We start from the raw sequence: 20,235 nt of genomic DNA, 5'->3' as shown, positions 1-20,235 counted from the left end.
TCGATCACGCCATGCCGGTCTCCCCGATGGGAAAACTTCCCCCGAATCGGGGGACGACGTGGGGCCGCCGCGCTCATAATCTCGTTTTCATGGCGCACAACGAAATCAACGACTGGACCCAACCGGCAGCTCTCGCCATTCCCAAGGAGGGCTACTTCGAACTGACCCGCGGGCGGTACGGCCCGGTCTTCCCCCGAACCCCCGCGTGCTACGGCTTCAACATCATCGCCAAGGTGAAGGAAGGTCCCGAACACGAAGAGGCCATCCGCGCCCACGGCAAGAGCATCGAGGCAGCCGTCGCCGCGCAACCCGACGTTCTGGCCCCGTTGAAACTTCATTATCTGCGGTGGAATCTGTTCGACGTCGGCTCCGGTCTGCACTTCCAATACATGGGCATCTTCGACACCGACTTCGACAAGTACACCGAGGACGCCGTCAAGCTGTTCAGTTCGACCGGTATCACCACGGCATTCACCCATCTGGAGGGGTTCCCAGAGGACTGGAAGACCAACCCGGAGGCGTTCATCATGTACGTCCGTGATCACCAGGTGCCCAGCTTCCTGGAGTATGGCGAGTATCCCTATGTCACCTCCGTCGAGATCAAGAAGGCCCTGCGACTGAAGGCCGCGTTCTCCGACATGCTGGACCAGATGCAGTGACAGCACTCGAATTCGACGACATCCAGCACATCATGCTGACCGGGACGCCCCACCTGACCGGTCGGTATGAGTTCCTGTCCTTCGCCACACCGGAGGCGGGGCGAGGCTGGCTGGCCGAGATGGTTCCGCTGGTCCAGTCGGCCACCGATGTCCGCGAGACGGTCAACGTGTTCAATCGCTGGGTCAACCTGGCATTCACGTGGAGCGGTCTGCGCGCACTGGGCCTGGACGAGGCGTCGCTGGCGAGTTTCCCGGATGAGTTCCGCGAGGGCATGGCATCGCGGGCCGACATCCTCGGTGATACCGGTGCGGCCGCGCCCGAGCACTGGGTGGGTGGGCTCGCGGGCGACGATCTGCATGCGATCGTCATCCTGTTCGCCCGGGATGAGCAGGAACGCGTGCGGTGCGTCGGTGAACACGACGCGCTGCTGACCCGTTGTCCCGGGGTGCGGTCGCTGTCGCATCTCGATCTGGCCGCCACCGCACCGTTCGAGTACGACCACGACCATTTCGGGTACCGCGATCCGGTGTCCCAGCCGCAGATCGAAGGTTCGGGTGAGGCGTTGATACCCGGCGCCGGCGGGTACCTGGCACCGGGCGAGTTCATCCTCGGCTATCCGGACGAGGAGGGGCTGGTATCGAACCATCCTGCCCCTGAGGCGCTTTCGCGCAACGGGAGCTACCTGGCCTACCGCCGGCTGGAGGAACATGTCGGGGTCTTCCGCGACTACCTGAAGCAGAACGGCGAGAGCGCCGAGGGCGAGGAGCTGCTGGCCGCCAAGTTCATGGGCCGCTGGCGCAGCGGCGCACCTTTGGTGCTAGCGCCTGAACATGACGATCCGGAGCTGGGTGCGGACCAGATGCGCAACAACGATTTCGACTACGGCGAGATGGATCCGCACGGCTATGCCTGTCCGCTCGGCTCCCACGCCCGACGGCTCAACCCACGCGATACCGAACCGAATCCGAACCGGCGCAGGCTGATCCGGCGCAGCGGCACCTACGGACCGGCACTACCGGAGGGCGTCGCCGACGACGGGGTCGAGCGCGGGGTCGGGATGTTCCTGATCTGCGCCAGCCTGGTGCGTCAGTTCGAGTTCGCCCAGAACGTCTGGATCAACGACACGGCGTTCCAGGAGCTCGGCAACGAACACGACCCCATCTGCGGCACCCAGGACGGCACATTGGAATTCACCATCCCGAAGCGGCCAATACGGAGGGTACACAAAGGGTTACCCGCATTCACCACGCTGCGCGGCGGAGCGTACTTCTTCCTACCCGGCCTGAACGCGCTGCGCTATCTCTCGACTCTGAAGGATTAGGACATCATGGCAACACAGCCCTACGCCCGCACCTACAACCAGAGCCACATCGCCCGCCCGCGCAACGGCAAACGCCGCGTCAGCATCTACTGGTCGTGGAGCTACCCGTGGGAGGCCCAGCGCGACCCGGCGCTGCTGTACAACCGGTTCTCCACCATGACCGAGGTTCGCGCAGCCACGTGGCCGGCATACGAAGGACCCGAGTACAGCCCGCGAAACTTCCTGCAGGGCGTCGACGGAACGCTGGAACTGTTCCACCGCTCCTCATTGTTGTTCCAGGACGTCGCCGGCGAAGCAACCGGACATCCGGTGGCGGTGTTCCAGCGGGTCGATCAGGCCGGGTACCGGCTGCCGATCGATGAACGGATCCTCAACGACACCGACACCCTGATGATCTTCGGCCTGGACCACCTGCTCGGCGACGAGGCCGCGACCGAAGAAGAAGTCGCCGCGATCCAACAGTGGCTGCGCCGCGAGGGCACCTGCCTGATGCTGGCGCCGCACCACGACGTCGGGTTCACCGACGACAAAGAGCAGCAGCAGATGGAGTACCTGCACCACGGGGATCCACTGACACCGCGGATCCAGCGCTTCAGCGGCTACGCCCGGTCGCTGCTGAACGGACTGAAGATCCCGGTGCGCAACACCTGGGGTCTGCGGCCTGCCACGGTCGAGGACACCAAACAGATTGTGCCGCTGACCGCTTTTCGCGATCTGGATTCGGCGGGACTGCTGCGGGACGTCAGCACGCTCGCCTTGCATCCGCACCTGCCGCACTATGAGCTGACCGCACCCGAGGGCCCGGACCTGCGGGTGCTGGGCCGGCAGCCGATCGACATGACCCGGCCGCACCCGTTCACCCTGGCGGGTAACACCGAGTTCAACGCCATGGTCCACATGCCGCCGTCCGGTGACCGCGCCGGCGACATCGTGCTGGTCGATTCCACTCACTTCACGACGCTGTTCGGCGCCAGTGACAGCCTGAAGTCCTTCTGGCGCAACCTTGTGACGATGGGTTGACAGGGCCGGCATGAACGATCTCCTCTTGAAGGGTTCGAATGTCGCCGTTGTCTTCTTCGTCGTCTCGAGCACTCTGGCCGTCGGCCTGAGCTTGACCGTCGGCCAGATTCTGGCCCCGCTCAAGAACATACGTGTCGTCGCACTCGCCCTCGCGGCCAACTTCGTGCTGGCACCACTGGCCGCGTTCGGGCTGTGGCGGGTGTTCGATCTCGACGAGCCGCTGGGGATCGGGCTGCTGTTGTGCGGACTGGCCGCCGGCGCACCGTTCTTGATCAAGCTCGCTGAGTTCGCCAAGGCCGACATGGCCTTCGCGGTAGGCCTGATGGTGTTGTTGATGGTGGTCACGGTGGGCTATGTGCCGCTGGTGCTGCCGATCTTCGTGGCAGGCACCGCGGTCAACCCCGTCCAAATCGCGGTGTCTCTCGTGGTGCTGATGCTCATCCCGCTGGCCGCGGGCCTGCTGCTGCGGGCCCGCGGTCCCGGGCTGGCCGCCCGCCTGCGGCCCGCGGTCGCGAAGGTGTCCACCGTCAGCATGATTCTGGTGATCGTGTTCACCATCGCCGCCCATTTCAACAGCGTCCGGTCGGTGTTCGGCACGTTCGCCATCCTGGCCGCCGTCGTGTACACCGCGATATGCGCCGGGATCGGTTGGCTCATGGGCGGTTCCAGGACCCGAAAGGTGCTGGCACTGGGAACCGCCCAGCGCAACGCCGCGGCGGCGTTCGTGGTCGCCGGCCAGAACTTCGACGATCCGAAGGTGGTGGTGATGATCACCGTTGTGTTGATCGTCGAGTTTCTGATGCTGTTGCCGTTCGCACGGCGGCTCGCCCGCTCTCGCTGAGCAGCCCGAGGTTGTCGGCCTCGGCCACCGCGGCGGCGCGGGAGGAGACTCCCAGCTTGCGGTAGATCGACTTAGCCTGGCTCTTCACGGTTTCGCGGCCGAGGATGAGTTCATCGGCGATGCGCTGCAGGGACAGATGCGTGGCCAGATGACGGAGGAGCCTGAGCTCGGCCGTCGTCAGCGACGGCCGAGTGCCCCGGGCGGCGCGGGCGGAAGACAAATCCCGGATCCGGTCCAGCCACTGACCGATGCCGACCGCCTCGGGTTCACGCCGATACGCGCGTTGCGCCTCACCCAGGTGCCGGTCGCACAGTTTCGTGTCGTCGATCTCGACGGCGGCGGCCGCGACCAGCACATGGGCCGTCAAGGCGGTCCGAGCGGACAGATTGCCCAGCCGCTCGAGGAGCCGCTCGGTGGCGCGGACCGCCGAACGCGCGCCGGCCACGTCCCCGCGTCGGGCCCGCACCAACGCGTCGACCGCGTAGACCACCACGATCGGCACCATGTCGGACAAGTCGCGCGAGTCGACGATCGCGCGTGCGGCGTTGGTGTGTGTGACGGCGGCAGGCAGGTCGCCGTCGCCGAGGTCCAATGCGGCAAGGTGCGCCAGCACGGCCGCCTGGAATCCGGGAAGGTCATCGAGCACCGGCAGCGCCGACTCGAGCGTGACTCGTGCCCGTTCCGGTTCACCAAGCATGGACAACGCGGCGCCCTTCATCGTGGTGGCCGCACCCCACCACGGGTTGACCAGGTGATCGCCTGCGCCACGGACTGTTTCGGCATGGCGGATCACCTCGCCCACTCCCCCGACGCCGAGCAGTGAGCCGATCAGTGCCGCAGCCACCTCGACCGATGGTGTGCCGTCGGCCAGCGGCTGGCCGGAGTCGGCTGCGCTCGCGGTCAACAGCGAACGCTGGATCAACTCGGCGTCACCGGTCATCACACCCAGCCAGGCTCGCGCGATCGCGGCGTCGGGATAGTCGGTGAACGTCTGCTCATCGATCAAGCTGAGCCGCCGGGCCAGGACGCCGGCCCGGCCGTCGAAACCCAACCGCACGGCGTCGATGCCCACCAGGGCGGCGGCCTTGGCACGGTCGTCGGCAGCGAGCGCTTGGGCCAGCGCACCGTCGATGTCACCGGCATTCGCCAGCCGATCGGCCGCCCGTGCCGCCAACTCCCGGAACCGGTCCGGGTCCCGGTCGCGTAGGCGCGCACGCAACAGATCCCCGAACAGCTGGTGATACCGGAACCAGATACCTTGGGCATCAAGGGAAACCAAAAACATGTTGCCCGATCGGGTGATTGCGTCGAGCATCGCCGCGGAATCGCTGCGCCCCAGCAGCGCGTCGAGCTCGTCAGCGCAAAAGCGGTCCAGGATGGCCGATTCCGTCAGAAACAGGGCGGTGTCGGGTTCGAGTTGACTGAGCACTTCCTCCACCAGATAGTCGGCCACCAGCCGGTGCCGCCCGGTCACCACCTCGGCGGGTGTGCCGTCGCGCAGCGCCAAGGCCGCCATCACCACACCCGCGGCCCAGCCTTCGCATTTCTCGAGAACCCGTGCGATCGTGGCCCGATCCGTCTCCGCACCGAGCGCTGCGAAGGCGGCCGTTCCCTCGGACCCTGACAGCTTCAGCTCCGCGATTCCGATCTCGACAACACCGCCCCGCAATCGGCGACGGGCCAGATCGAGTGCCGGGATCTGCCGGCTGACCAGCACCAGCGTCGTCGAATTCGGGGCCAGGTCCACCACCGCCCGCAGGGCGTCGATCGCTGCGCTCGCCGACAGTGCATGAACATCGTCGAGCACTAGCACCACGGGCCCGCAGCTTTCGAGCACCTGGATGAACGCCGACACCAATTGGCTTTGGGCTCGGCCCGCGCCCTGCAGGTACCCCAGCACCGCTGGGTCGATGCGCCGGGTCTGGTTCAGCGCGGTGGCGAGGTGTAGCAGAAGGTGCGCGGGGTCGTTGTCGAGGTTGTCGAGCCGGGCCCAGGCAAACGGACGGTCGTCGGCGTCGTCCCACTGCGCCACCGCGGTGGTCTTGCCATAGCCTGCGGGCGCGGCTACCACCACCAGGCCGCTGCGGTCCTGCAGCACACGGGTGATTCCCAGGCGGGGAACGCCGGCCGGTGCGGTGACCGATCGCCCGACAGTTGCCACCGGAATGTGCGCCGGCCAAGATCCTGCTCCCACTTCCGCATCGTAGGTCAGGGGCGTCACAGCAAGGCTTTCCGCACGACTGCTGCAGGCGCGAAGCATCAGCGGCCAGTTTGTCGCAGGTCACGACGCTCTGAGCGTCGCACCCTCGGCGTACACACAAAGTTGACGGCGTGGCGTGCCATCCGTACATAGAGCCATCCGGAGGAGGTCACGAATGACTGCATCAACTGGCCAACGCAATGCGCACGTCCATATGGTGACCCCCGATGAGGCGCGACTGAAAATTGACCGAATGCATGCCCGCATCGGAATTACTCGCGACGAACTCGAACGCCGTGGCGACGCTTGGGAGCTGGATGCACCCGCACGCGGTGTTCTCGCAGATATCCGAGGTCTCGAGTTCCTGCTTGAGCGGGCCGCCTCCAACAAGTGACGGAGTCACTTGCAGAGCAGGCCGAGAAGTTCGCCAATGACCTGACGGCGACCACTCGCGCAGTGGTCGGTGACTCATTCGACCTCGGACTCGACCAACCCGGCGCTGCGGGCGTCGACGACGACGTGTTCCCAACTGGTCGCCACGGCAGCGATCACCGTGATGGCGGTCGCGAAGCCGGCCAGCGAGGCCAGCACGGTGGCCCACGGGCCGTCGGCGGCGACGCCGAGCAGGATGGCGACGACCGTCCCGACGACCACCAACGCGGCGGTCAGCGCTGAGGGCCGCCGGATGGCGCGGCGCAAATATTCGATCGGCGTGCTCATGTAACCCACTGTGCCCGCGCTGGCTGAGCAGGTATGAAGCGTTTCCTATGGAAATGTTCTGAACCAGCCGGGCCCGGCCGGCAAACCCGTTCAATCCCTACGCGCGCACGCTGCACGGCTAAGGTGATCCACCATGGCCAACTTGGACCGCCGAAAAATGATGATGCTGTCAGGTCTGGGCGTGATGGCGGCAGCGATGCCTGCCCCGCTCGCCAGTGCTCTCCCAGCCAAGCCCCAGGCACCGCGGGTTCCGGCCCCGGCAGCGCCACAAGCCGCTACGAGCTACGTGTTCGCCGACGAATTCGACGGGCCCGCGGGCTCGTCACCGAATACGTCGAAGTGGACCATCGCCAAGGCCCGCGAGACTTTCGAGGACCCCACCTACTGGGAGCAGCCCGGCCGTATCGGCCAGTACCGTGACGACCGCAAGAACGCCTTCCTCGACGGCAAGGGGAATCTCGTCATCCGGGCCACCAAGGAAGGTGACACCTACTACGGGGCCAAGCTGGCCAGCGTGTGGGAGGGCGGCGCCGGGCACACCTGGGAGGCACGGATCAAGTTCAACTGCCTGACGGCGGGCGCCTGGCCGGCCTTCTGGCTCGGCACCCTGGGCGAAGGCGAACTCGACATCGTCGAGTGGTACGGCAACGGCAAGTGGCCGTCGGCCACCACGGTGCACGCCAAGTCCAACGGCGGAGAATGGGAGACCCACAACATCGCCGTCGATACCGCGTGGCACACCTGGCGCACCCAGTGGGACGCCAACGGTGCCCGGTTCTGGCAGGACTACACCGAAGGCGCGAAACCCTACTTCGAGGTTTCGGCGAGCCAGTTGCCCGACTGGCCGTTCAACCAGCCGGGCTACACGATGTTCGTGGTGTTGAACCTCGCGGTCGCGGGCTCGGGCGGTGAGGACCCGAGCGGGGGTACCTACCCGGCCGACATGCTCGTCGACTACGTGCGCGTCTGGTAGTCGGCTGCGGCAACGCGTACGGGCTACTTCGGCGTGACGGTCTCCGCGAACGTGCCGTCACCCTTGTTCAGCCAGGTGATGGTGCCGTGCTCGAATTCGGAGATCCACCCACCATTGGCGACATCGGGACCGCCGCCCGTCTCATCCTCATCTTCGGTGGGGAAGCCCAGGGTGCCCGCAGGACCGCCGTTGGCGGTGTAGACCCGCAGGATCTCGCCCTGCACGACGTGCGCGCCGGCCGACGGCGAAGAGTAGATGGTGCCGTTGGCGAACGCCTGCACCGTGCCATCCCCGACCTTCTCCGGCTGCGCGGTCGGAGCGCCCAGTTTGGCTTCACCGCCGGCGTCGGAGTACTCCTCGGCAATCTGAGGTTCGAGCACCACCTCGCCGACGCCTGGCGCGTTCACCGTGCTGGGTGCGCCTTCGACGACGGACGAGACCGCGCTCGAAGCGGAGCTGGCCCCCTCCTTGGCCTTGCTCGTGCCGGCATCGACGGCCGACGACGCGGCACTCGTCGCGCTGGACAAAGCGTCCCTGGTCTGGTCTTTTGATTCCTCCGAACATGCAACGGCCGCCGCCCCCGTGATGGCGAAAGCTGCAGCCAGCGCGCCTGCGCGTTTCATCAGCTTTTGATCCATTTTCCGAACGTAACAAGGCCGAGAAGGCCTCGTCAGCAAATATCGGGATCCCGGAGCAAACCCCGACCGCGGCTATCGTGAAGTAACGGCGAATGGAGGACGCATGAGTTCCGGGACTCAACTCGACCGCACCGGTGCTGCTACCAGCGTTACCGAACACCCCGACCGGTTCACGATCGACGTCGAGGGCAGGACCGTCGGGCTCGCCGACTACCACGACCGTGACGGTCGCCGGATCTTTCCGCACACCGAGGTTCAGCCGCAATACCGCGGCCGGGGGCTGGCGACGATCCTCATCGCCGAAGCCTTGCGTTCGACGCGCGCCGCGGGCCTGCGCATCGTGCCGACGTGCTGGATGGTGGCCGAGTACATCGACAAACATCCGGAGTATGCCGACATCACCGACCGGTGAGAGCACCCTGGCTCAGCACTGCGCAGGCCGTGAGTCGGCGGCGACGAGGGTGAGGATGGCGTCGGTCAGCCGATCGAGATATTTGTCGTCGGCATCGAGCTGCATGACCGATTGGCGCCAGTACAGCGCTCCCCCGATCATGTCGAGCGCGACATCGATGTCGGCATCATCGGTGATCTCACCGCGCTGCCGGGCGCGTTCGAACAGCTGAGCCGCCTTGAGCCGCCGCGGTTCTCGGATCTGGCCGGCGATCACGGCTGCGTAGTCGGGATCGCGGGCGGCCTCGGCGAGCAGGTCGGGGATGATGGTGCGGGCCAGCCGGTGGGTGAGCGCCTCGCGTCCGTTCTGCAGGTATGCCCGGACGTCTCCGCGAAGGGTGCCGGTGTCGGGAACGTCGATCGCCGCGACGGCCACCTTGGTCACCAGGTCCACGGCCAAGTCCTGCTTCGATTTCCAGCGGCGGTAGATGGCGGCCTTGCCGACCCCGGCTCGCCTGGCGACGGCGTCGACGGACAGCCTGCCGTAGCCGACGGCGGCCAGCTCCTCGAAGAACGCGGATTCGATCGCGACGGTCACGTCGTCGAGGAGGACGGGGCCGCCCGATGTTCGGCGCGCTGCTGTGGCCACGGCACGATTCTACGAGACGGAACGGTTGCGTTCCGTTCACGCACGGCCTACCCTAATCGAGACGATGCAGTTCCGTTTCGTTAAGGAGGGATCCATGAAGTTCCTGTTCGACGACGAGTCGTTCTCGTTCGAAACGCTCCGCGCGGCCGGGTACGCCAACGCCGGCGGCGCCGATCTGGGCGAGATCCTGGTGACCGCGCGGGCCATCCCCGAGGGCGACGAGGTCGCCTGGCATCGCGAATGGAAGGCAACCGCGCAGCGGGTCGAAGCCCTCGGCCGTCAATCGTTGGCGGCCGCTCACCCCGTCAGCGCACGCGAGGCATTGCTGCGGGCGTCGAACTACTACCGCACGGCCGAGTTCTACCTTCGAGAGGATCCGGCCGGCGACCCCGAAGCCAAAGAACTGTTCAACCGCTCGCGCGAGACGTTTCTGGAATCAATGGCGTTGTTCGACTTCGGTTTTGACCGCATCGCCATCCCCTACCAGGACACCACGCTGCCCGGCTATCTCTATCTGGTGGATGATTCCGGAATCCCCCGCCCCACCGTCACCTTCAACGGTGGATACGACTCCACGCTCGAAGAGTCCTACGTCGCCCTTGCGGCCGGGGCGCTGGCGCGCGGGTACAACGTGCTGGCGTTCGACGGACCCGGCCAGGGTGCTGCCCTACGCGAGCAGGGGCTGACCTTCCGGTCCGACTGGGAGGCGGTGCTGACTGCGGTGATCGACTTCGCCCTCACCCGCCCCGAGGTCTCACCCCACGCCATCGCCATTTTCGGCTACAGCCTGGGCGGATATCTCGTGGCCCGCGCCGCCGCGTTCGAGAAACGCGTCGCCGCAGTGATTCTCAACGACGGCGTCCACGACTTTCACGCGGCGTTGGCCACCATGATGCCGCCATTCCTCGCGGCCTGGATCGAAGATGGCAACGACGATGCCGCCAATGCGGTACTCGGACTGCTGATGGCGGTGAACACCCAAACCCGCTGGGCGGTGCGCAACGGACTGTGGGCCTTGGGAATCGACTCAGCCGCGGCGCTGGCCCGCGCGTTCAAGGCCTACACGATCGCCGACGTGGCCGACCGGATCACCTCCCCGGTGCTGGTGCTCGACGCCGAGAACGACCAGTTCTTCAAAGGCGAGCCCGCGCGGGCGGCCCAGGCGATGGTCAATGCGAAGACCACTCTGGTGACGCTCTATGAAGCCGACGGCGCGGGCGAGCACTGCCATATGGGTGCCGCGTCCCGCGCAAACCAGGTCATGTTCGACTGGCTCGACGAACAGCTCGGCATTCAGGCTTGAGGGGTCACCAGATACTTCTCGCCGGTGGCCTTCTGCAGGTAGCCGTTGAACGCCTCGGGTGTGAGCATGCCCGCCAATGAGACCTCCTGGGTGTAGGCGCTCGCGAACGTCGTGGTGAGCTCCGAAGCGACGCGGGCGCGCAACCTGGCGATGGTCTCCGGCCCGGTACTGGCCAGAAAGGGGGTGAGCAGCCAGCCGCCCACACCCCAGGCCATTCCGAAGTTTCTGGTGAGCACCGTGGGGCCGGTGTCCAGGCTGCCGTAGATGTACACCTGCTTGTGGACGGCCGACCCGTAACGGGAGTACTGCGCGGCGGTCGCGTTGGCGGCCCGCTCCATGCCGTTGAGGATCTGGCTGGCCAGCGTGCCACCACCGGTGGCGTCGAACGCCAGCGTCGCCGACGTCGCCTTGAGTGCCTCGAAGAGATCCGCCTCGAACGACGAGGACGCCGAATTGCAGACGTAGGCCGCACCCAGACCACGCAGCAGCTCCTCCTGCTCGGCCTTGCGGACGATGTTGACCAGCGGCACCCCGTCGGCCAGGCACGCCTTGACCAGCATCTGGCCGAGATTCGACGCCGCGGCCGTGTGCACCAGGGCCGAATGTCCTTCCCGGCGCATGGTTTCCAGCATTCCCAGTGCGGTGAGGGGGTTGACGAAAGACGAGGCGCCGTCCTTGGCCGACGCGCCGTCGGGCAGCACCAGGCACGCCGCGGCGTTGACCACCCGGTACTGCGCGTACATCGCACCGCCGGCGAGGCCCACGGTCTTGCCCAGCAGGGCTTGTGCGTCCGGCGAGGCTCCCGCGGCCACCACCGTGCCCGCTCCTTCGTTGCCCACCGGAAGCGAGTCGCCGACGCGCGCCGCCAGCCCAGCCAGGGCGCCGTCGCGCAGCGGTGCGGTGACAACGGGACGCTCCGGGGTGCCCGTCACCGTCGCGGCCGTCATGTCAGCGGCGGCCGGGATCAACAGGCCCAGATCGGACGGGTTGATCGGCGATGCCTCGACCCGGACGACGACGTCGTCGGCGCCCGGTTTGGGCACGGCGACTTCATGCAGCGACAGCTCAAGCGTGCCCTCCGGCGTCACCAACGACCGCAATTCCAACGCGGTCTCGGGTAGTTCCTCGGTCATGGTTGAACACTACGTCCGGGGCACGGCACTACACCGAGCATTTGCCCCCGGTAAACAGATCGCACGTGGTGCGCAGGCCGTTGAGGACGCCGCCCGGGATAGCGGTGACGAAGTCGGTGGCGCTGATGGCGTGCAACGACGTGAGGTCCGTTGCCTGCTGGGTGCCGATCAGCACCGCCACGGCTTCGCCCTTGTCGGTGGTGATCGTGAACGACTCGTCGCCATCGCCGTACTGCCCTGCGCAGTCGGTTTGGCAGGCCCCGGTCGCGGGGTCGATCTTCTCGTCGAACATGTCGTTGATCCACCCGGCGGACAGCTCGCGAACAGCCAGCGGATTCTGCGGCTGCGGGAATCCGGCGATGAGGTACGCCGCGGCCTGGATCAACGGATTGCCGCCCTGCATGGGATCCATGTGCACGCCGTCTTCGAGTACGACGCCGGTGAACTGCCCCGGCCGTGCCTGCGAAAGTTGGTCGTTGACGTCGCTGAACACGTTGAGGAAATTCAGCGGCGCGCCGATCTCGTAGATCGGGATGTAATCGTTCGGGTCGTCGTCGCTGAGGTCCGGAGTCCCGTTCGTCTCGAGTTCGTTGAGCCGTTCCATCGCATCGGGAACGATCGAACCCATCGGCACCGCGTCGTAAATCACCACGCCGGCAAGCTCATTCGGGGCATCGAGGCCCTGCTCACGACGGCGGGTCAGCCCCTCGGCGTAGTACCCGGCGACCCCGGGGGCGAATCCACCGCCCAGCGAATGCCCGACGAGGACGAATTGCATAGGCACGTCGAGGTTCTCGGCATGCCCCGCCTTGAGCTCCGCGGTGTCCATACTGGCGTTGAGCGCCGTACGGTCAGGGTCGAGGAACAACTGCGCGACCGCCTCGTGCAGGTTGTCACCACCCAGCCACATGCCGTCCTCTTCGAACGGGTTCGACGAGAACGTGGTAGTGACCACGATGCTGTTGGTCGAATGCGCCAGATAGGATGCGGTATAGCTGTAGAGCGGACCGTTGGCCAGGAAGCCATGCTGCAGGTAAATCATCCGGGTGGGTGGCTCGCCGTTCTCGGATGTCGGGAAGTACCAGTTCGATTCGACCTCATGGCCTTCGGAGATCACCAGCGTAGAGGTGCTGACCTCGACCGAATCGCGCAGTTCCGGCGGCACCACCGGATCGCCACCGACAACGCGCTCCAGGGTCGCCAGGGTGTCGAACACGACGCCGGTGATCACCGACACCGGCTTGGGATAGTTCTGCGGTTCCGGGTTGAGTGCCAGCTCGCCGAGGCTGCGGATCACGTCGTGGATCGCCTCGAGCGGGTCGTTCGGGACCGCGGCTGCCTGGGGGCGGGCGACAGGCTCCACAGCGTTGTCGGGCTTGGGCGCGGCGATGGCCGGCCGAATTTTTATCGGCGGCCGAACCCGGATCTCGGCGGTGGGCGGCGCCTCCTCGGTGAGGCTGCCGGCTGCGCCCTCCACGACATCGTGGGTGGTGTCGCGCATTGCGGTGTCGACGTCGCGCACTGCGGTGTCGATGTCGCGCACTGCGGTGTCGACGTCGCGCACTGCGGTGTCGACGTCGCGCACGGCGTCACGGAATGTGCTGCGCGCCTTGGTCCGAACTGCATCGGCGAAGTGCCGGGCGGGGCGCTCGGACTTTTCGATCTGCGTGTGACGCTGCTTGGTCTCGACTTTCGCGGCGGCCGAGGTGGCTTCCGAGGCCTCGGATTTCGGCTGCGGTTTCACCGACCGCGCCTTCTTGCGGTGCTGGGGTTTCTGCGCGGTGTCGTTGCGGGTGGCCGACGACTTCGTGTCGTGCTTTGACGGGCCGCCCTCGTCGGCGTTGGCGGTTCCAGCCCCGGCCAGCACCGCTGCCGACATACCCGCCGTGAACAGTCCAGCACCAACCCACGCCGCGACACGCGTCATTATTCGCCCCCCGTTACATCGAACTCGACCTGTGTCACGTTAGCGGGCAGCCCGGTGGCGCGGGCAGAATTCGCCGAGCCGGCCGATCGCGGCCAGGAACGGGTCCGCGCCGCACTGTTGGCCAGGGTCCCGAAAATAGCGCAAAACCCGGCGCACAAGCCGACTTTCGCGCGCCCACGTCATCGATGCCGCGCCGGACGCGGCCGCCTGCAGGCCGATCTGCCTGCCGATTCCCGACGACGGCGACGAGATCCACGTCGACCTGACCTTCACCGCCGTCGCCGAACCTCATCTGCTCGGCGACAGCCACCTCGACCAGCCGGGTCGATATCGCGGCGAGATCGTTCTTCGTGGGGAGCGGATCCCGGTCGACGCCTTCGGGTTCCGGGATCGGTCCTGGGGGCGCCGAACTCAGCACCGCCAGGGCATCCACGCCACACCGAGCGAGCGTGGCGGCTACAGCTACGCGACCGCTGGTGACGGCGACGGGTTCCACGCGATCACCATGGACTTCGGAGACGGCACCGCGCACGCCATCCACGGCTACGTCATCGCCGAGGGAAAGTGGGGCAAGTTGACTCAGGAGCGCCGCGGACGTCCTGGAACGCGATCAGGGAACCGGCGCACCGACGCGCGTGCAGATCACGGCGACCGATGAGCACGGACGCACCATCGAAGCGGTCGGCGCCACCCTCAACCGACTGGGGTTCGCAATCAACCCGAATCTTTGGACCTGGAACTGTCTCACCGAATGGTCATGGAACGGCATCACCGGCTACGGCGAGGACCATGACAACTGGAGCATGGCCGGGCAACGAGAGTAGGCGCGGGAATTCTTCAGCGGCCGATAGCGACCCGGTTGCGGGGAACCTCCTACAGCTTGCCGGCAGCGAAATCAGCTGCCTGCGCGACCTTTCCGGACTGCACATAGGACACATGAGCGCCCATGTCCCAGCCGCCTTCCCAACAGATCGGATCGCCCTCGTTGCATTGATCGATGGAGTCGGCGGCGTACCGCGGAGCCAGCGTCGGCAAAGGTTGGCCGGCGGCAAGCAGACCGGAGAAACTGGTGCGCGGCGTACCGAACAGCGCACTGGCCGCCACATGATCAGCGACCTGCGGAGCCGCCTGATTGGTGGCCTGTTCGATGACCGCCGCGCCCTGCGAATAGCCACCGAGCACCATCTTGGTGTTCGGACAGCTGGCCGCGACGGACTCGATGAGGGACCGCGCCGCGGCGGTCCCGGCCGGAGTGCTGGTGTTGAAGTCATTGGTGGCCGGGTAGTCGACGGCCGCCGCGTCGACCGTGCGGGGCGCCACCCGGGACCGCAGATCGTCGACGAACGGACCGCCGACACTGCCCAGGCCCGGCGGCTCATTGGTGCCGCGGGCGAAGACCACCTCGACATCGGGACACGGTGCGGCTTGGGCCGGTGCGGGCGTGATGACCGGAGTGGCAGCGGCGAATGCCGCGAACGCCAAGATCAATACAGGCTTGCGGGTCATACCGCCCGATCGTAGGGCCGTACGCCGATCGGTGGACGCACGAGTCCGGCGATTCATGGCCTGACCAGCAGACAAGGGTTTCGCCTCGACTACGCCCAGCTCCGCCGGCCCCCAGTCAGGCATGGAAGTCTTTCCCAAGGTGTCAAATGCGTCGTGTTCAAATAGGGCTGAACGAGTCCGGCGTTGCGGATTCCCAGTCCGCCTGCCAGCTCTCCGGCGGTTCGCTCAGGAGCGCGTTGACCGGCAGCCATTCGAACAGCTCGGCGTAGGACCGCTGTTCGGTGACGGACAGCCGTTTCCGCAGCAGGTGCGGCGAAAGCTGCGCCGGGTCGGTGATGCCCATCGACGCCATCAAGCGCATCGCCTGCGCCACCGTCGCACGCTGATACCGGTAGACCCGTTGGCTCTTGTCGGCGACGTCGAGAGCACGTGCCCGCCGCGGATCCTGGGTGGCCACCCCGACCGGGCAGTGGTTGGTGTGGCAGCGCTGGGACTGGATACAGCCGGTGGCCATCATCATCGGCCGGGCGGCATTGGTGTAGTCGGCCCCTTGGATCAAACGCTTGACGATGTCGGTGCCGGTGGCCACCTTGCCGCTGGCGCCCACCCGGATGACGTCCCGCAGCCCGGTGCCGACGAGAGCGTTGTGCACCGTCATCAGGCCGTCCGTGAGCGGCAGGCCAACATGGTCTTCGTATTCCAGGGGCGCGGCCGCCGTCCCACCCTCGGCGCCGTCGACGATGATGAAGTCCGGGGTGATGCCCTCGGCGAGCATCGCCTTACAGATCGCCAGGATGTCGACTCGCGAGCCGACGCACAGCTTGAACCCCACAGGTTTTCCGTCTGTCAGTTCACGCAGGCGGGCGATGAACCCGATCAGTTCCCTTGGGGTGTGAAATGTCGAATGCGCTGCCGGACTGACGCACTTCTGCCCCGCTGGCACGCCGCGGTAGCGGGCGATCTCCTCGCTGACCTTGGCAGCCGGCAATACTCCGCCCACGCCCGGTTTGGCGCCCTGACTCAACTTGATCGAGATGCACTTGACCGCGTCGTGGGCGGCCTTGTCCGCGAACTGATCCGGATCGAACGCGCCGTCCCGCGTGCGAGTGCCGAAGTAGCCAGAACCGATCTCCCACACCACGTCGGCGCCGCCCAGGTGATACGGCGTCAGCCCGCCTTCACCGGTGTCGTGAGCGAAACCGCCGAGCTTGGCGCCGTTGTTCAATGCGCGTAATGCGTGACCCGACAGGGCACCGAAGCTCATCGACGAGATGTTCATCAACGCCATGTCGTAAGGGTGCCGGCAGTCCGGACCGCCAATGCGGGCCCGGAACGGTTCCAGTGGCTCGTCGAGCGGCGCCGTCGAGTGCACGAGATACTCGTAGCCCTCGATGTTGATGTCACGTTCAGTGCCGTAGGACAGCTCCGCGGCAGTGCCCTTGGCCCGCTCGTATATCAGCGACCGCACGTCGCGATCGAACGGGCGCCCGTCGAAGTTACGCTCGATGAAGTACTGCTGCAGCTCGGGCCGCAGCGCCTCCAGCAGGTAGCGCATATGCCCCACGACTGGATAGTTGCGCAGCACGGAGTGCCGCCGCTGGATCAGGTCATACCAACCCACCGCCGCGAGCAGCATCGTCACCGCGGCCACAACCCACCAACCCCACGACCCGATGACTGCCGCCACAACCAGGATCATCGCCAACACCGTCAATGCCACCACGGCCCCGAACCGGATCATTGAGGTGGCATACCCGCGGTCGACGGAATTCAGGCGCACTCTCACCAGCGCACAGCGAACCTGCAGCCGGAATCCGCCGGCTGCGTGCCCATCAGTCGTGTTTCGCCTCGTAGCGCAGCAGGACCGTGCCGCCCGGAAAGGTGCGGTTCTCCAACAGTCGCAGCGATATCCACGACGGCAGCGTCGGGAAGAACGGGGTGCCGCCGCCCACCGCGGTGGGCGCGACCACGAGCCGGAACTCATCCACCAGACCGGCCTGCACGATCGGTGCGGCCAGCGTCGCACCGGCCACCTCCAGGTTGCCGGCGGTTTCGGCTTTCATCTTCGTCACCACCTCGACCGGGTCACCGCGTTCCAGGCGGGAGTTCCAGTCGACGGACTTGCACGTGCGCGAGAACACGACCTTGGGCATCTTGCGCCAGATCCGGGCGTAGTCGACGATCATCGGGGTGGCGTCCGGGGCCTGGTCGGCGGTCGGCCAGTACGCGGACATCAGTTCGTAGAGCCGCCGCCCATAGAACGAAAGGGCCGTCTCCCGCTCGAAGTCGTTCCAGTACTGGTGCAGTTCTTCGCTCGGCTCAGACCAGTCGATGTTGCCTTGTGCGTCGGCGATGTACCCGTCCACCGACACGTTGAAGCCATAGATGAGCTTGCCCATGCAGAGTTGACCTCACCGAGGTCCAAAATTCATCGCGAAGCCAGGGGCTCAGCGCGCATGCGTCAGCAGCAGAGCTGCCTCGTTGTACGGAAACGCTCGGTAGAACAAGCGGGAACACGGCGTGACAAGGGTCGCGGCCTCGGCCTTGCTCACGACCGTTGGGTTGGTGAGCGGTATGGCCCGTCCCTGCTTGTGCAGTACCGTCGGCCCCCCGGCCAGCACATTCTTCAACCAATCCGTCTGCTCGCCGTAGCCGACGAGGATGGCGTAGCCGTCGTGGGTCTTGAACACCAAAAGGGGCGTTCGATACCCCTTGCCCGACTTCCGCCCGACATGCTCGAGCGTTCCGAGGTTCGGAAGCCACGGTGTGATCGCGCGAGCCGTCGGATTCGTGACTCGCTTGTTGAAGCGTGCGACTTGTCGAGGGACGCGCATTTCCGGAGTCTAGGTGTTGGTCGAGGTCGGTGCCCCCAGCTCTCCCACGTTGTGCACCGGGGCAAGGTGGTTAGGCCCAAAGATTGAGCGGCCAGACTGTCCGAGGGCTGAGCACCAATATCTGCACAGATGAAATCCCAAGAAACAGAAGCACGCCGGCCCAAAACGCATAGAGGCTGGGACTTCGCCGACGGCGCAACGCTACGACCGCGCCGCCTGCGGCAAAAATGAAAGCGACGACAAACGCTGTGCTCACACCTAACGAGTAGAGGGCGGCACCAAGGATGACGGCGAATACTGCGTATAGAGCGAGGCCGGCCAGAACGCCGAGGACTAGCCAACCTGCAATCGTCAACGCTCGCTTCATCTTTGCCCCGTATTCGGCACGGCGATTGGTGGCAGCCCTGGCGGGGCTACAGGTGGCCCCGTGTTCGGTACGACCCCGTGCGACTGCTGGATGTTGTCTGCCAGTCGATCAATGTAAGGCTGCCAGTTCAGATGCGCTACGCCCGTATACATACCCCTCAGTACTGGACCCACAGGCGGAGGCTGAGTACCGGGGCCAGGGTCGGTGATGTGCGCGTTGACACCAAGGTGTATTTCTCCGCCTTGTTCGAAAAAGCGGAAATGGATCGTGCTGCCTGGACCGTCCACGTGGCCGGGAAGCGTAACGAACTCGATGTTGATCTCGGACCCGGATTTCTCTGCCTGGGTGACCTCCACAGGGAAGTTCGCCATCTTCACACCGGCCATCTTGATCTCAAGCGGAAGTTTGTCGCCCACCTTCGGGAACTCCTTGGGTGCTCCTCCCATTGGGAAGTTGCAGTTAAAGCACCGGTGCAGCTCATTCCACACATCATCAACCGTAATCCCCTCGCCCGCGCTCTTGCCGCCGGACACTTTGAGATCGGTGGTCAGGTCCAAGTTGTACTCCCAGGGCTTCTCCGGCAGCGGGAACCGGGGAGACTCCGGCACCGAGCCGAAACTCGCCGCCTGGACCGACATACGCTCGCCCTCGCCGTCGAACCGGATCGAACCCAGCTCAGTTGCCTTCGCCTGCAAGCGATCACCGACGAGCTTGTCGGCCTGCACAAGCTGCTCAGCGGCCCAGCGGATATCTTCGGCGTGCTCCTTCAATGCCTTATTCCGCGCAACGATCGTGGTGATGTCGTACTTGCGCGCATCGGTCACCGTGAGGTCCTCACAGACGCGGAAGCCGTCGTTCTCGGCTGCGCTGATCGCCTCCACGGCTGCGCCCTTGGCGGCCGCGACGTCGTGGCTACCGTTCTCGGCCAGGTCCGCAGCCTGACGTAGGACGCTGCTCTGACGACCGACCACCGCGGTGTCTGCGGTTACCCGGTCAAGTGCGGCGTCTTTGGCGCCGCCCTCCCAGGTGGTCCCGCCCGGTGCGGAGACGTTCTGCCGGTGTTGGTCGAAGGCGTCCTCGCTCGCGGTGGCCTCGCTCCGCCAACCGCTGGCGGCGTCGGAGAGGTGCGAGGTGCTCCATTCCTCGATCTCGGATCGTGTGGGGAGAGGAGCGCACGCGGCTGCGGGAGTCACACGGACACCGTGGTGATGGCGTCGTGACCGTCGGTGTCTGTGGTGTCGTAGCGGGCGCTGCTCGCCGAGAGTGCATCGGCCTGGCCGGTCAGGCGCTCCGACTGGCGATTCTTCACAGAGGTGAGCGCAGCGTTGACCGTGGCGACGCCGGCACCACTGGGCTGTGAGGACACGGCGTCCGCTAAGGAGAAGCTAGTCAGGCTCGCCGCGACGTTATCGCTGCAGGCCGAGGCTGACCGAAGGCCGGCCGCATCCACATGTAGTTCGTTTGCCATGCCAATCCCCCAACCGGCCAAAACGCTGGTAGTCAGCGTACCTCAGCGTCGCTGAGCGGCGTGAAGCCCATTGATGCCACGGCGTACTCTCCCCCGGGAACAGTCGGGGGCTCATTTCATCAGGCGCATGCCGCCTAACGGTTGCGGCGCGCCAGGTATGAATCGCCCTGGAAATCCCGGAGGCTCCTGACCTTGGAAACGAGGATGCAGGTATGCCGAAGGAACAGTGTGCCGGGAAGCCCACGGCGCGTCGTTACAGCCCGGAGGAGAAGGCCGCCGCGGTGC

22 protein-coding genes are annotated in these 20,235 nt (G+C 66.0%); 9 read left to right on the top strand and 13 right to left on the bottom strand.

Features of this window, described 5'->3' with window-relative positions:
* The first annotated feature begins 89 nt into the window (after positions 1 to 89).
* Genes E0T84_RS27275 through E0T84_RS27260 form a run of 4 tightly spaced genes read left to right on the top strand, consistent with a single transcriptional unit; the run spans position 90 to position 3,842 of the window.
* Entirely contained in the window at positions 90 to 659 is a 570-nt protein-coding gene (locus tag E0T84_RS27275; protein ID WP_070186222.1) for a hypothetical protein, read from the top strand.
* Positions 656 to 1,981, top strand: coding sequence for a Dyp-type peroxidase (locus tag E0T84_RS27270; RefSeq protein WP_371726381.1), 1,326 nt, complete (start codon positions 656 to 658; stop codon positions 1,979 to 1,981). Before E0T84_RS27275 ends, E0T84_RS27270 begins: the two co-directional genes overlap by 4 nt.
* Before the next feature lie 6 nt (positions 1,982 to 1,987).
* Positions 1,988 to 3,001 carry a hypothetical protein gene (locus tag E0T84_RS27265; protein WP_070186221.1) on the top strand — a complete coding sequence of 338 codons (1,014 nt, stop codon included), beginning with the start codon at positions 1,988 to 1,990 and terminating at the stop codon, positions 2,999 to 3,001.
* A gap of 10 nt (positions 3,002 to 3,011) precedes the next feature.
* Positions 3,012 to 3,842 carry a bile acid:sodium symporter family protein gene (locus tag E0T84_RS27260; protein ID WP_070186220.1) on the top strand — a complete coding sequence of 277 codons (831 nt, stop codon included), beginning with the start codon at positions 3,012 to 3,014 and terminating at the stop codon, positions 3,840 to 3,842.
* Here E0T84_RS27260 and E0T84_RS27255 read toward each other — a convergent pair.
* Positions 3,772 to 6,036: an AAA family ATPase gene (locus tag E0T84_RS27255; protein ID WP_083284133.1), complete on the bottom strand. Its 2,265-nt coding sequence runs from the start codon at positions 6,034 to 6,036 to the stop codon at positions 3,772 to 3,774. The genes E0T84_RS27260 and E0T84_RS27255 overlap by 71 nt on opposite strands.
* A 181-nt stretch (positions 6,037 to 6,217) precedes the next feature.
* On the opposite strand from E0T84_RS27255, the gene E0T84_RS27250 reads away from it, so the two are divergent.
* Positions 6,218 to 6,436 carry a hypothetical protein gene (locus tag E0T84_RS27250; RefSeq protein WP_131823121.1) on the top strand — a complete coding sequence of 73 codons (219 nt, stop codon included), beginning with the start codon at positions 6,218 to 6,220 and terminating at the stop codon, positions 6,434 to 6,436.
* A gap of 74 nt (positions 6,437 to 6,510) precedes the next feature.
* Here E0T84_RS27250 and E0T84_RS27245 read toward each other — a convergent pair whose 3' ends face one another.
* Positions 6,511 to 6,762, bottom strand: coding sequence for a hypothetical protein (locus E0T84_RS27245; protein WP_120764934.1), 252 nt, complete (start codon positions 6,760 to 6,762; stop codon positions 6,511 to 6,513).
* A gap of 133 nt (positions 6,763 to 6,895) precedes the next feature.
* On the opposite strand from E0T84_RS27245, the gene E0T84_RS27240 reads away from it, so the two are divergent.
* Positions 6,896 to 7,735 carry a family 16 glycosylhydrolase gene (locus tag E0T84_RS27240; RefSeq protein ID WP_070186217.1) on the top strand — a complete coding sequence of 280 codons (840 nt, stop codon included), beginning with the start codon at positions 6,896 to 6,898 and terminating at the stop codon, positions 7,733 to 7,735.
* A 23-nt stretch (positions 7,736 to 7,758) separates the two neighbouring features.
* Here the strand turns inward: E0T84_RS27240 and E0T84_RS31985 are convergent, their stop codons facing one another.
* Complete coding sequence (locus E0T84_RS31985) at positions 7,759 to 8,373, bottom strand: LGFP repeat-containing protein (RefSeq protein WP_070186216.1); 615 nt, start codon at positions 8,371 to 8,373, stop codon at positions 7,759 to 7,761.
* Between the two features lie 103 nt (positions 8,374 to 8,476).
* Here E0T84_RS31985 and E0T84_RS27230 point away from each other — a divergent pair, with 103 nt between their 5' ends.
* The gene (locus E0T84_RS27230; protein WP_070186215.1) at positions 8,477 to 8,785 is read left to right on the top strand and encodes a GNAT family N-acetyltransferase; all 309 of its coding nucleotides are present in this window, start codon (positions 8,477 to 8,479) and stop codon (positions 8,783 to 8,785) included.
* A 12-nt stretch (positions 8,786 to 8,797) separates the two neighbouring features.
* Here E0T84_RS27230 and E0T84_RS27225 read toward each other — a convergent pair whose 3' ends face one another.
* The gene (locus E0T84_RS27225) at positions 8,798 to 9,412 is read right to left on the bottom strand and encodes a TetR/AcrR family transcriptional regulator (RefSeq protein ID WP_070186214.1); all 615 of its coding nucleotides are present in this window, start codon (positions 9,410 to 9,412) and stop codon (positions 8,798 to 8,800) included.
* A 94-nt stretch (positions 9,413 to 9,506) separates the two neighbouring features.
* Here E0T84_RS27225 and E0T84_RS27220 point away from each other — a divergent pair, with 94 nt between their 5' ends.
* Positions 9,507 to 10,715, top strand: a complete 1,209-nt coding sequence (locus E0T84_RS27220; protein ID WP_070186213.1) for a S9 family peptidase — start codon at positions 9,507 to 9,509, stop codon at positions 10,713 to 10,715.
* On the opposite strand, the gene E0T84_RS27215 is transcribed toward E0T84_RS27220, so the two are convergent.
* From E0T84_RS27215 to E0T84_RS32105, 3 genes are read right to left on the bottom strand one after another with little or no spacing between them, the layout of a single operon-like run.
* Entirely contained in the window at positions 10,706 to 11,848 is a 1,143-nt protein-coding gene (locus tag E0T84_RS27215) for a zinc-binding dehydrogenase (RefSeq protein ID WP_070186212.1), read from the bottom strand. The genes E0T84_RS27220 and E0T84_RS27215 overlap by 10 nt on opposite strands.
* A 28-nt stretch (positions 11,849 to 11,876) precedes the next feature.
* Positions 11,877 to 13,775, bottom strand: a complete 1,899-nt coding sequence (locus E0T84_RS27210; RefSeq protein ID WP_070186211.1) for a hypothetical protein — start codon at positions 13,773 to 13,775, stop codon at positions 11,877 to 11,879.
* Between the two features lie 34 nt (positions 13,776 to 13,809).
* On the bottom strand, positions 13,810 to 14,271 hold the full coding sequence (locus tag E0T84_RS32105; RefSeq protein WP_200806107.1) for a hypothetical protein: 462 nt from the start codon (positions 14,269 to 14,271) through the stop codon (positions 13,810 to 13,812).
* Positions 14,272 to 14,410: 139 nt separating this feature from the next.
* Between E0T84_RS32105 and E0T84_RS32100 the strand changes: the two genes are divergently transcribed.
* On the top strand, positions 14,411 to 14,599 hold the full coding sequence (locus tag E0T84_RS32100; protein ID WP_070186209.1) for a hypothetical protein: 189 nt from the start codon (positions 14,411 to 14,413) through the stop codon (positions 14,597 to 14,599).
* 49 nt (positions 14,600 to 14,648) lie between these two features.
* On the opposite strand, the gene E0T84_RS27200 is transcribed toward E0T84_RS32100, so the two are convergent.
* The 6 genes from E0T84_RS27200 to E0T84_RS32480 form a co-directional block, all read right to left on the bottom strand.
* Positions 14,649 to 15,281 carry a cutinase family protein gene (locus tag E0T84_RS27200; protein ID WP_070186208.1) on the bottom strand — a complete coding sequence of 211 codons (633 nt, stop codon included), beginning with the start codon at positions 15,279 to 15,281 and terminating at the stop codon, positions 14,649 to 14,651.
* Between the two features lie 157 nt (positions 15,282 to 15,438).
* Positions 15,439 to 17,022 carry an FMN-binding glutamate synthase family protein gene (locus tag E0T84_RS27195; protein WP_070186207.1) on the bottom strand — a complete coding sequence of 528 codons (1,584 nt, stop codon included), beginning with the start codon at positions 17,020 to 17,022 and terminating at the stop codon, positions 15,439 to 15,441.
* A 91-nt stretch (positions 17,023 to 17,113) separates the two neighbouring features.
* On the bottom strand, positions 17,114 to 17,680 hold the full coding sequence (locus tag E0T84_RS27190; protein WP_070186206.1) for a dihydrofolate reductase family protein: 567 nt from the start codon (positions 17,678 to 17,680) through the stop codon (positions 17,114 to 17,116).
* A 48-nt stretch (positions 17,681 to 17,728) separates the two neighbouring features.
* Complete coding sequence (locus tag E0T84_RS27185; protein ID WP_070186205.1) at positions 17,729 to 18,115, bottom strand: nitroreductase family deazaflavin-dependent oxidoreductase; 387 nt, start codon at positions 18,113 to 18,115, stop codon at positions 17,729 to 17,731.
* Between the two features lie 363 nt (positions 18,116 to 18,478).
* Positions 18,479 to 19,675, bottom strand: a complete 1,197-nt coding sequence (locus E0T84_RS27175) for a hypothetical protein (RefSeq protein WP_070186203.1) — start codon at positions 19,673 to 19,675, stop codon at positions 18,479 to 18,481.
* Positions 19,672 to 19,848: a hypothetical protein gene (locus E0T84_RS32480; protein ID WP_234998275.1), complete on the bottom strand. Its 177-nt coding sequence runs from the start codon at positions 19,846 to 19,848 to the stop codon at positions 19,672 to 19,674. Before E0T84_RS32480 ends, E0T84_RS27175 begins: the two co-directional genes overlap by 4 nt.
* Positions 19,849 to 20,235: the final 387 nt, after the last annotated feature.

The sequence above is a fragment of the Mycobacterium sp. DBP42 genome, from assembly GCF_005924235.1.
Taxonomy (GTDB): domain Bacteria; phylum Actinomycetota; class Actinomycetes; order Mycobacteriales; family Mycobacteriaceae; genus Mycobacterium; species Mycobacterium syngnathidarum.
This window is presented reverse-complemented; position numbering and strand designations above follow the sequence as displayed.

Excerpts from the sequence above, each read along its gene's own strand:
- E0T84_RS27275 (WP_070186222.1), top strand. The coding sequence starts at position 90 with ATGGCGCACAACGAAATCAACGACTGGACCCAACCGGCAGCTCTCGCC.
- E0T84_RS27265 (WP_070186221.1), top strand. The coding sequence starts at position 1,988 with ATGGCAACACAGCCCTACGCCCGCACCTACAACCAGAGCCACATCGCC.
- E0T84_RS27260 (WP_070186220.1), top strand. The coding sequence starts at position 3,012 with ATGAACGATCTCCTCTTGAAGGGTTCGAATGTCGCCGTTGTCTTCTTC.
- E0T84_RS27250 (WP_131823121.1), top strand. The coding sequence starts at position 6,218 with ATGACTGCATCAACTGGCCAACGCAATGCGCACGTCCATATGGTGACC.
- E0T84_RS27245 (WP_120764934.1), bottom strand. The coding sequence starts at position 6,762 with ATGAGCACGCCGATCGAATATTTGCGCCGCGCCATCCGGCGGCCCTCA.
- E0T84_RS27240 (WP_070186217.1), top strand. The coding sequence starts at position 6,896 with ATGGCCAACTTGGACCGCCGAAAAATGATGATGCTGTCAGGTCTGGGC.
- E0T84_RS31985 (WP_070186216.1), bottom strand. The coding sequence starts at position 8,373 with ATGGATCAAAAGCTGATGAAACGCGCAGGCGCGCTGGCTGCAGCTTTC.
- E0T84_RS27230 (WP_070186215.1), top strand. The coding sequence starts at position 8,477 with ATGAGTTCCGGGACTCAACTCGACCGCACCGGTGCTGCTACCAGCGTT.
- E0T84_RS27220 (WP_070186213.1), top strand. The coding sequence starts at position 9,507 with ATGAAGTTCCTGTTCGACGACGAGTCGTTCTCGTTCGAAACGCTCCGC.
- E0T84_RS27215 (WP_070186212.1), bottom strand. The coding sequence starts at position 11,848 with ATGACCGAGGAACTACCCGAGACCGCGTTGGAATTGCGGTCGTTGGTG.
- E0T84_RS27210 (WP_070186211.1), bottom strand. The coding sequence starts at position 13,775 with ATGACGCGTGTCGCGGCGTGGGTTGGTGCTGGACTGTTCACGGCGGGT.
- E0T84_RS27200 (WP_070186208.1), bottom strand. The coding sequence starts at position 15,281 with ATGACCCGCAAGCCTGTATTGATCTTGGCGTTCGCGGCATTCGCCGCT.
- E0T84_RS27195 (WP_070186207.1), bottom strand. The coding sequence starts at position 17,022 with ATGATCCGGTTCGGGGCCGTGGTGGCATTGACGGTGTTGGCGATGATC.
- E0T84_RS27190 (WP_070186206.1), bottom strand. The coding sequence starts at position 17,680 with ATGGGCAAGCTCATCTATGGCTTCAACGTGTCGGTGGACGGGTACATC.
- E0T84_RS27185 (WP_070186205.1), bottom strand. The coding sequence starts at position 18,115 with ATGCGCGTCCCTCGACAAGTCGCACGCTTCAACAAGCGAGTCACGAAT.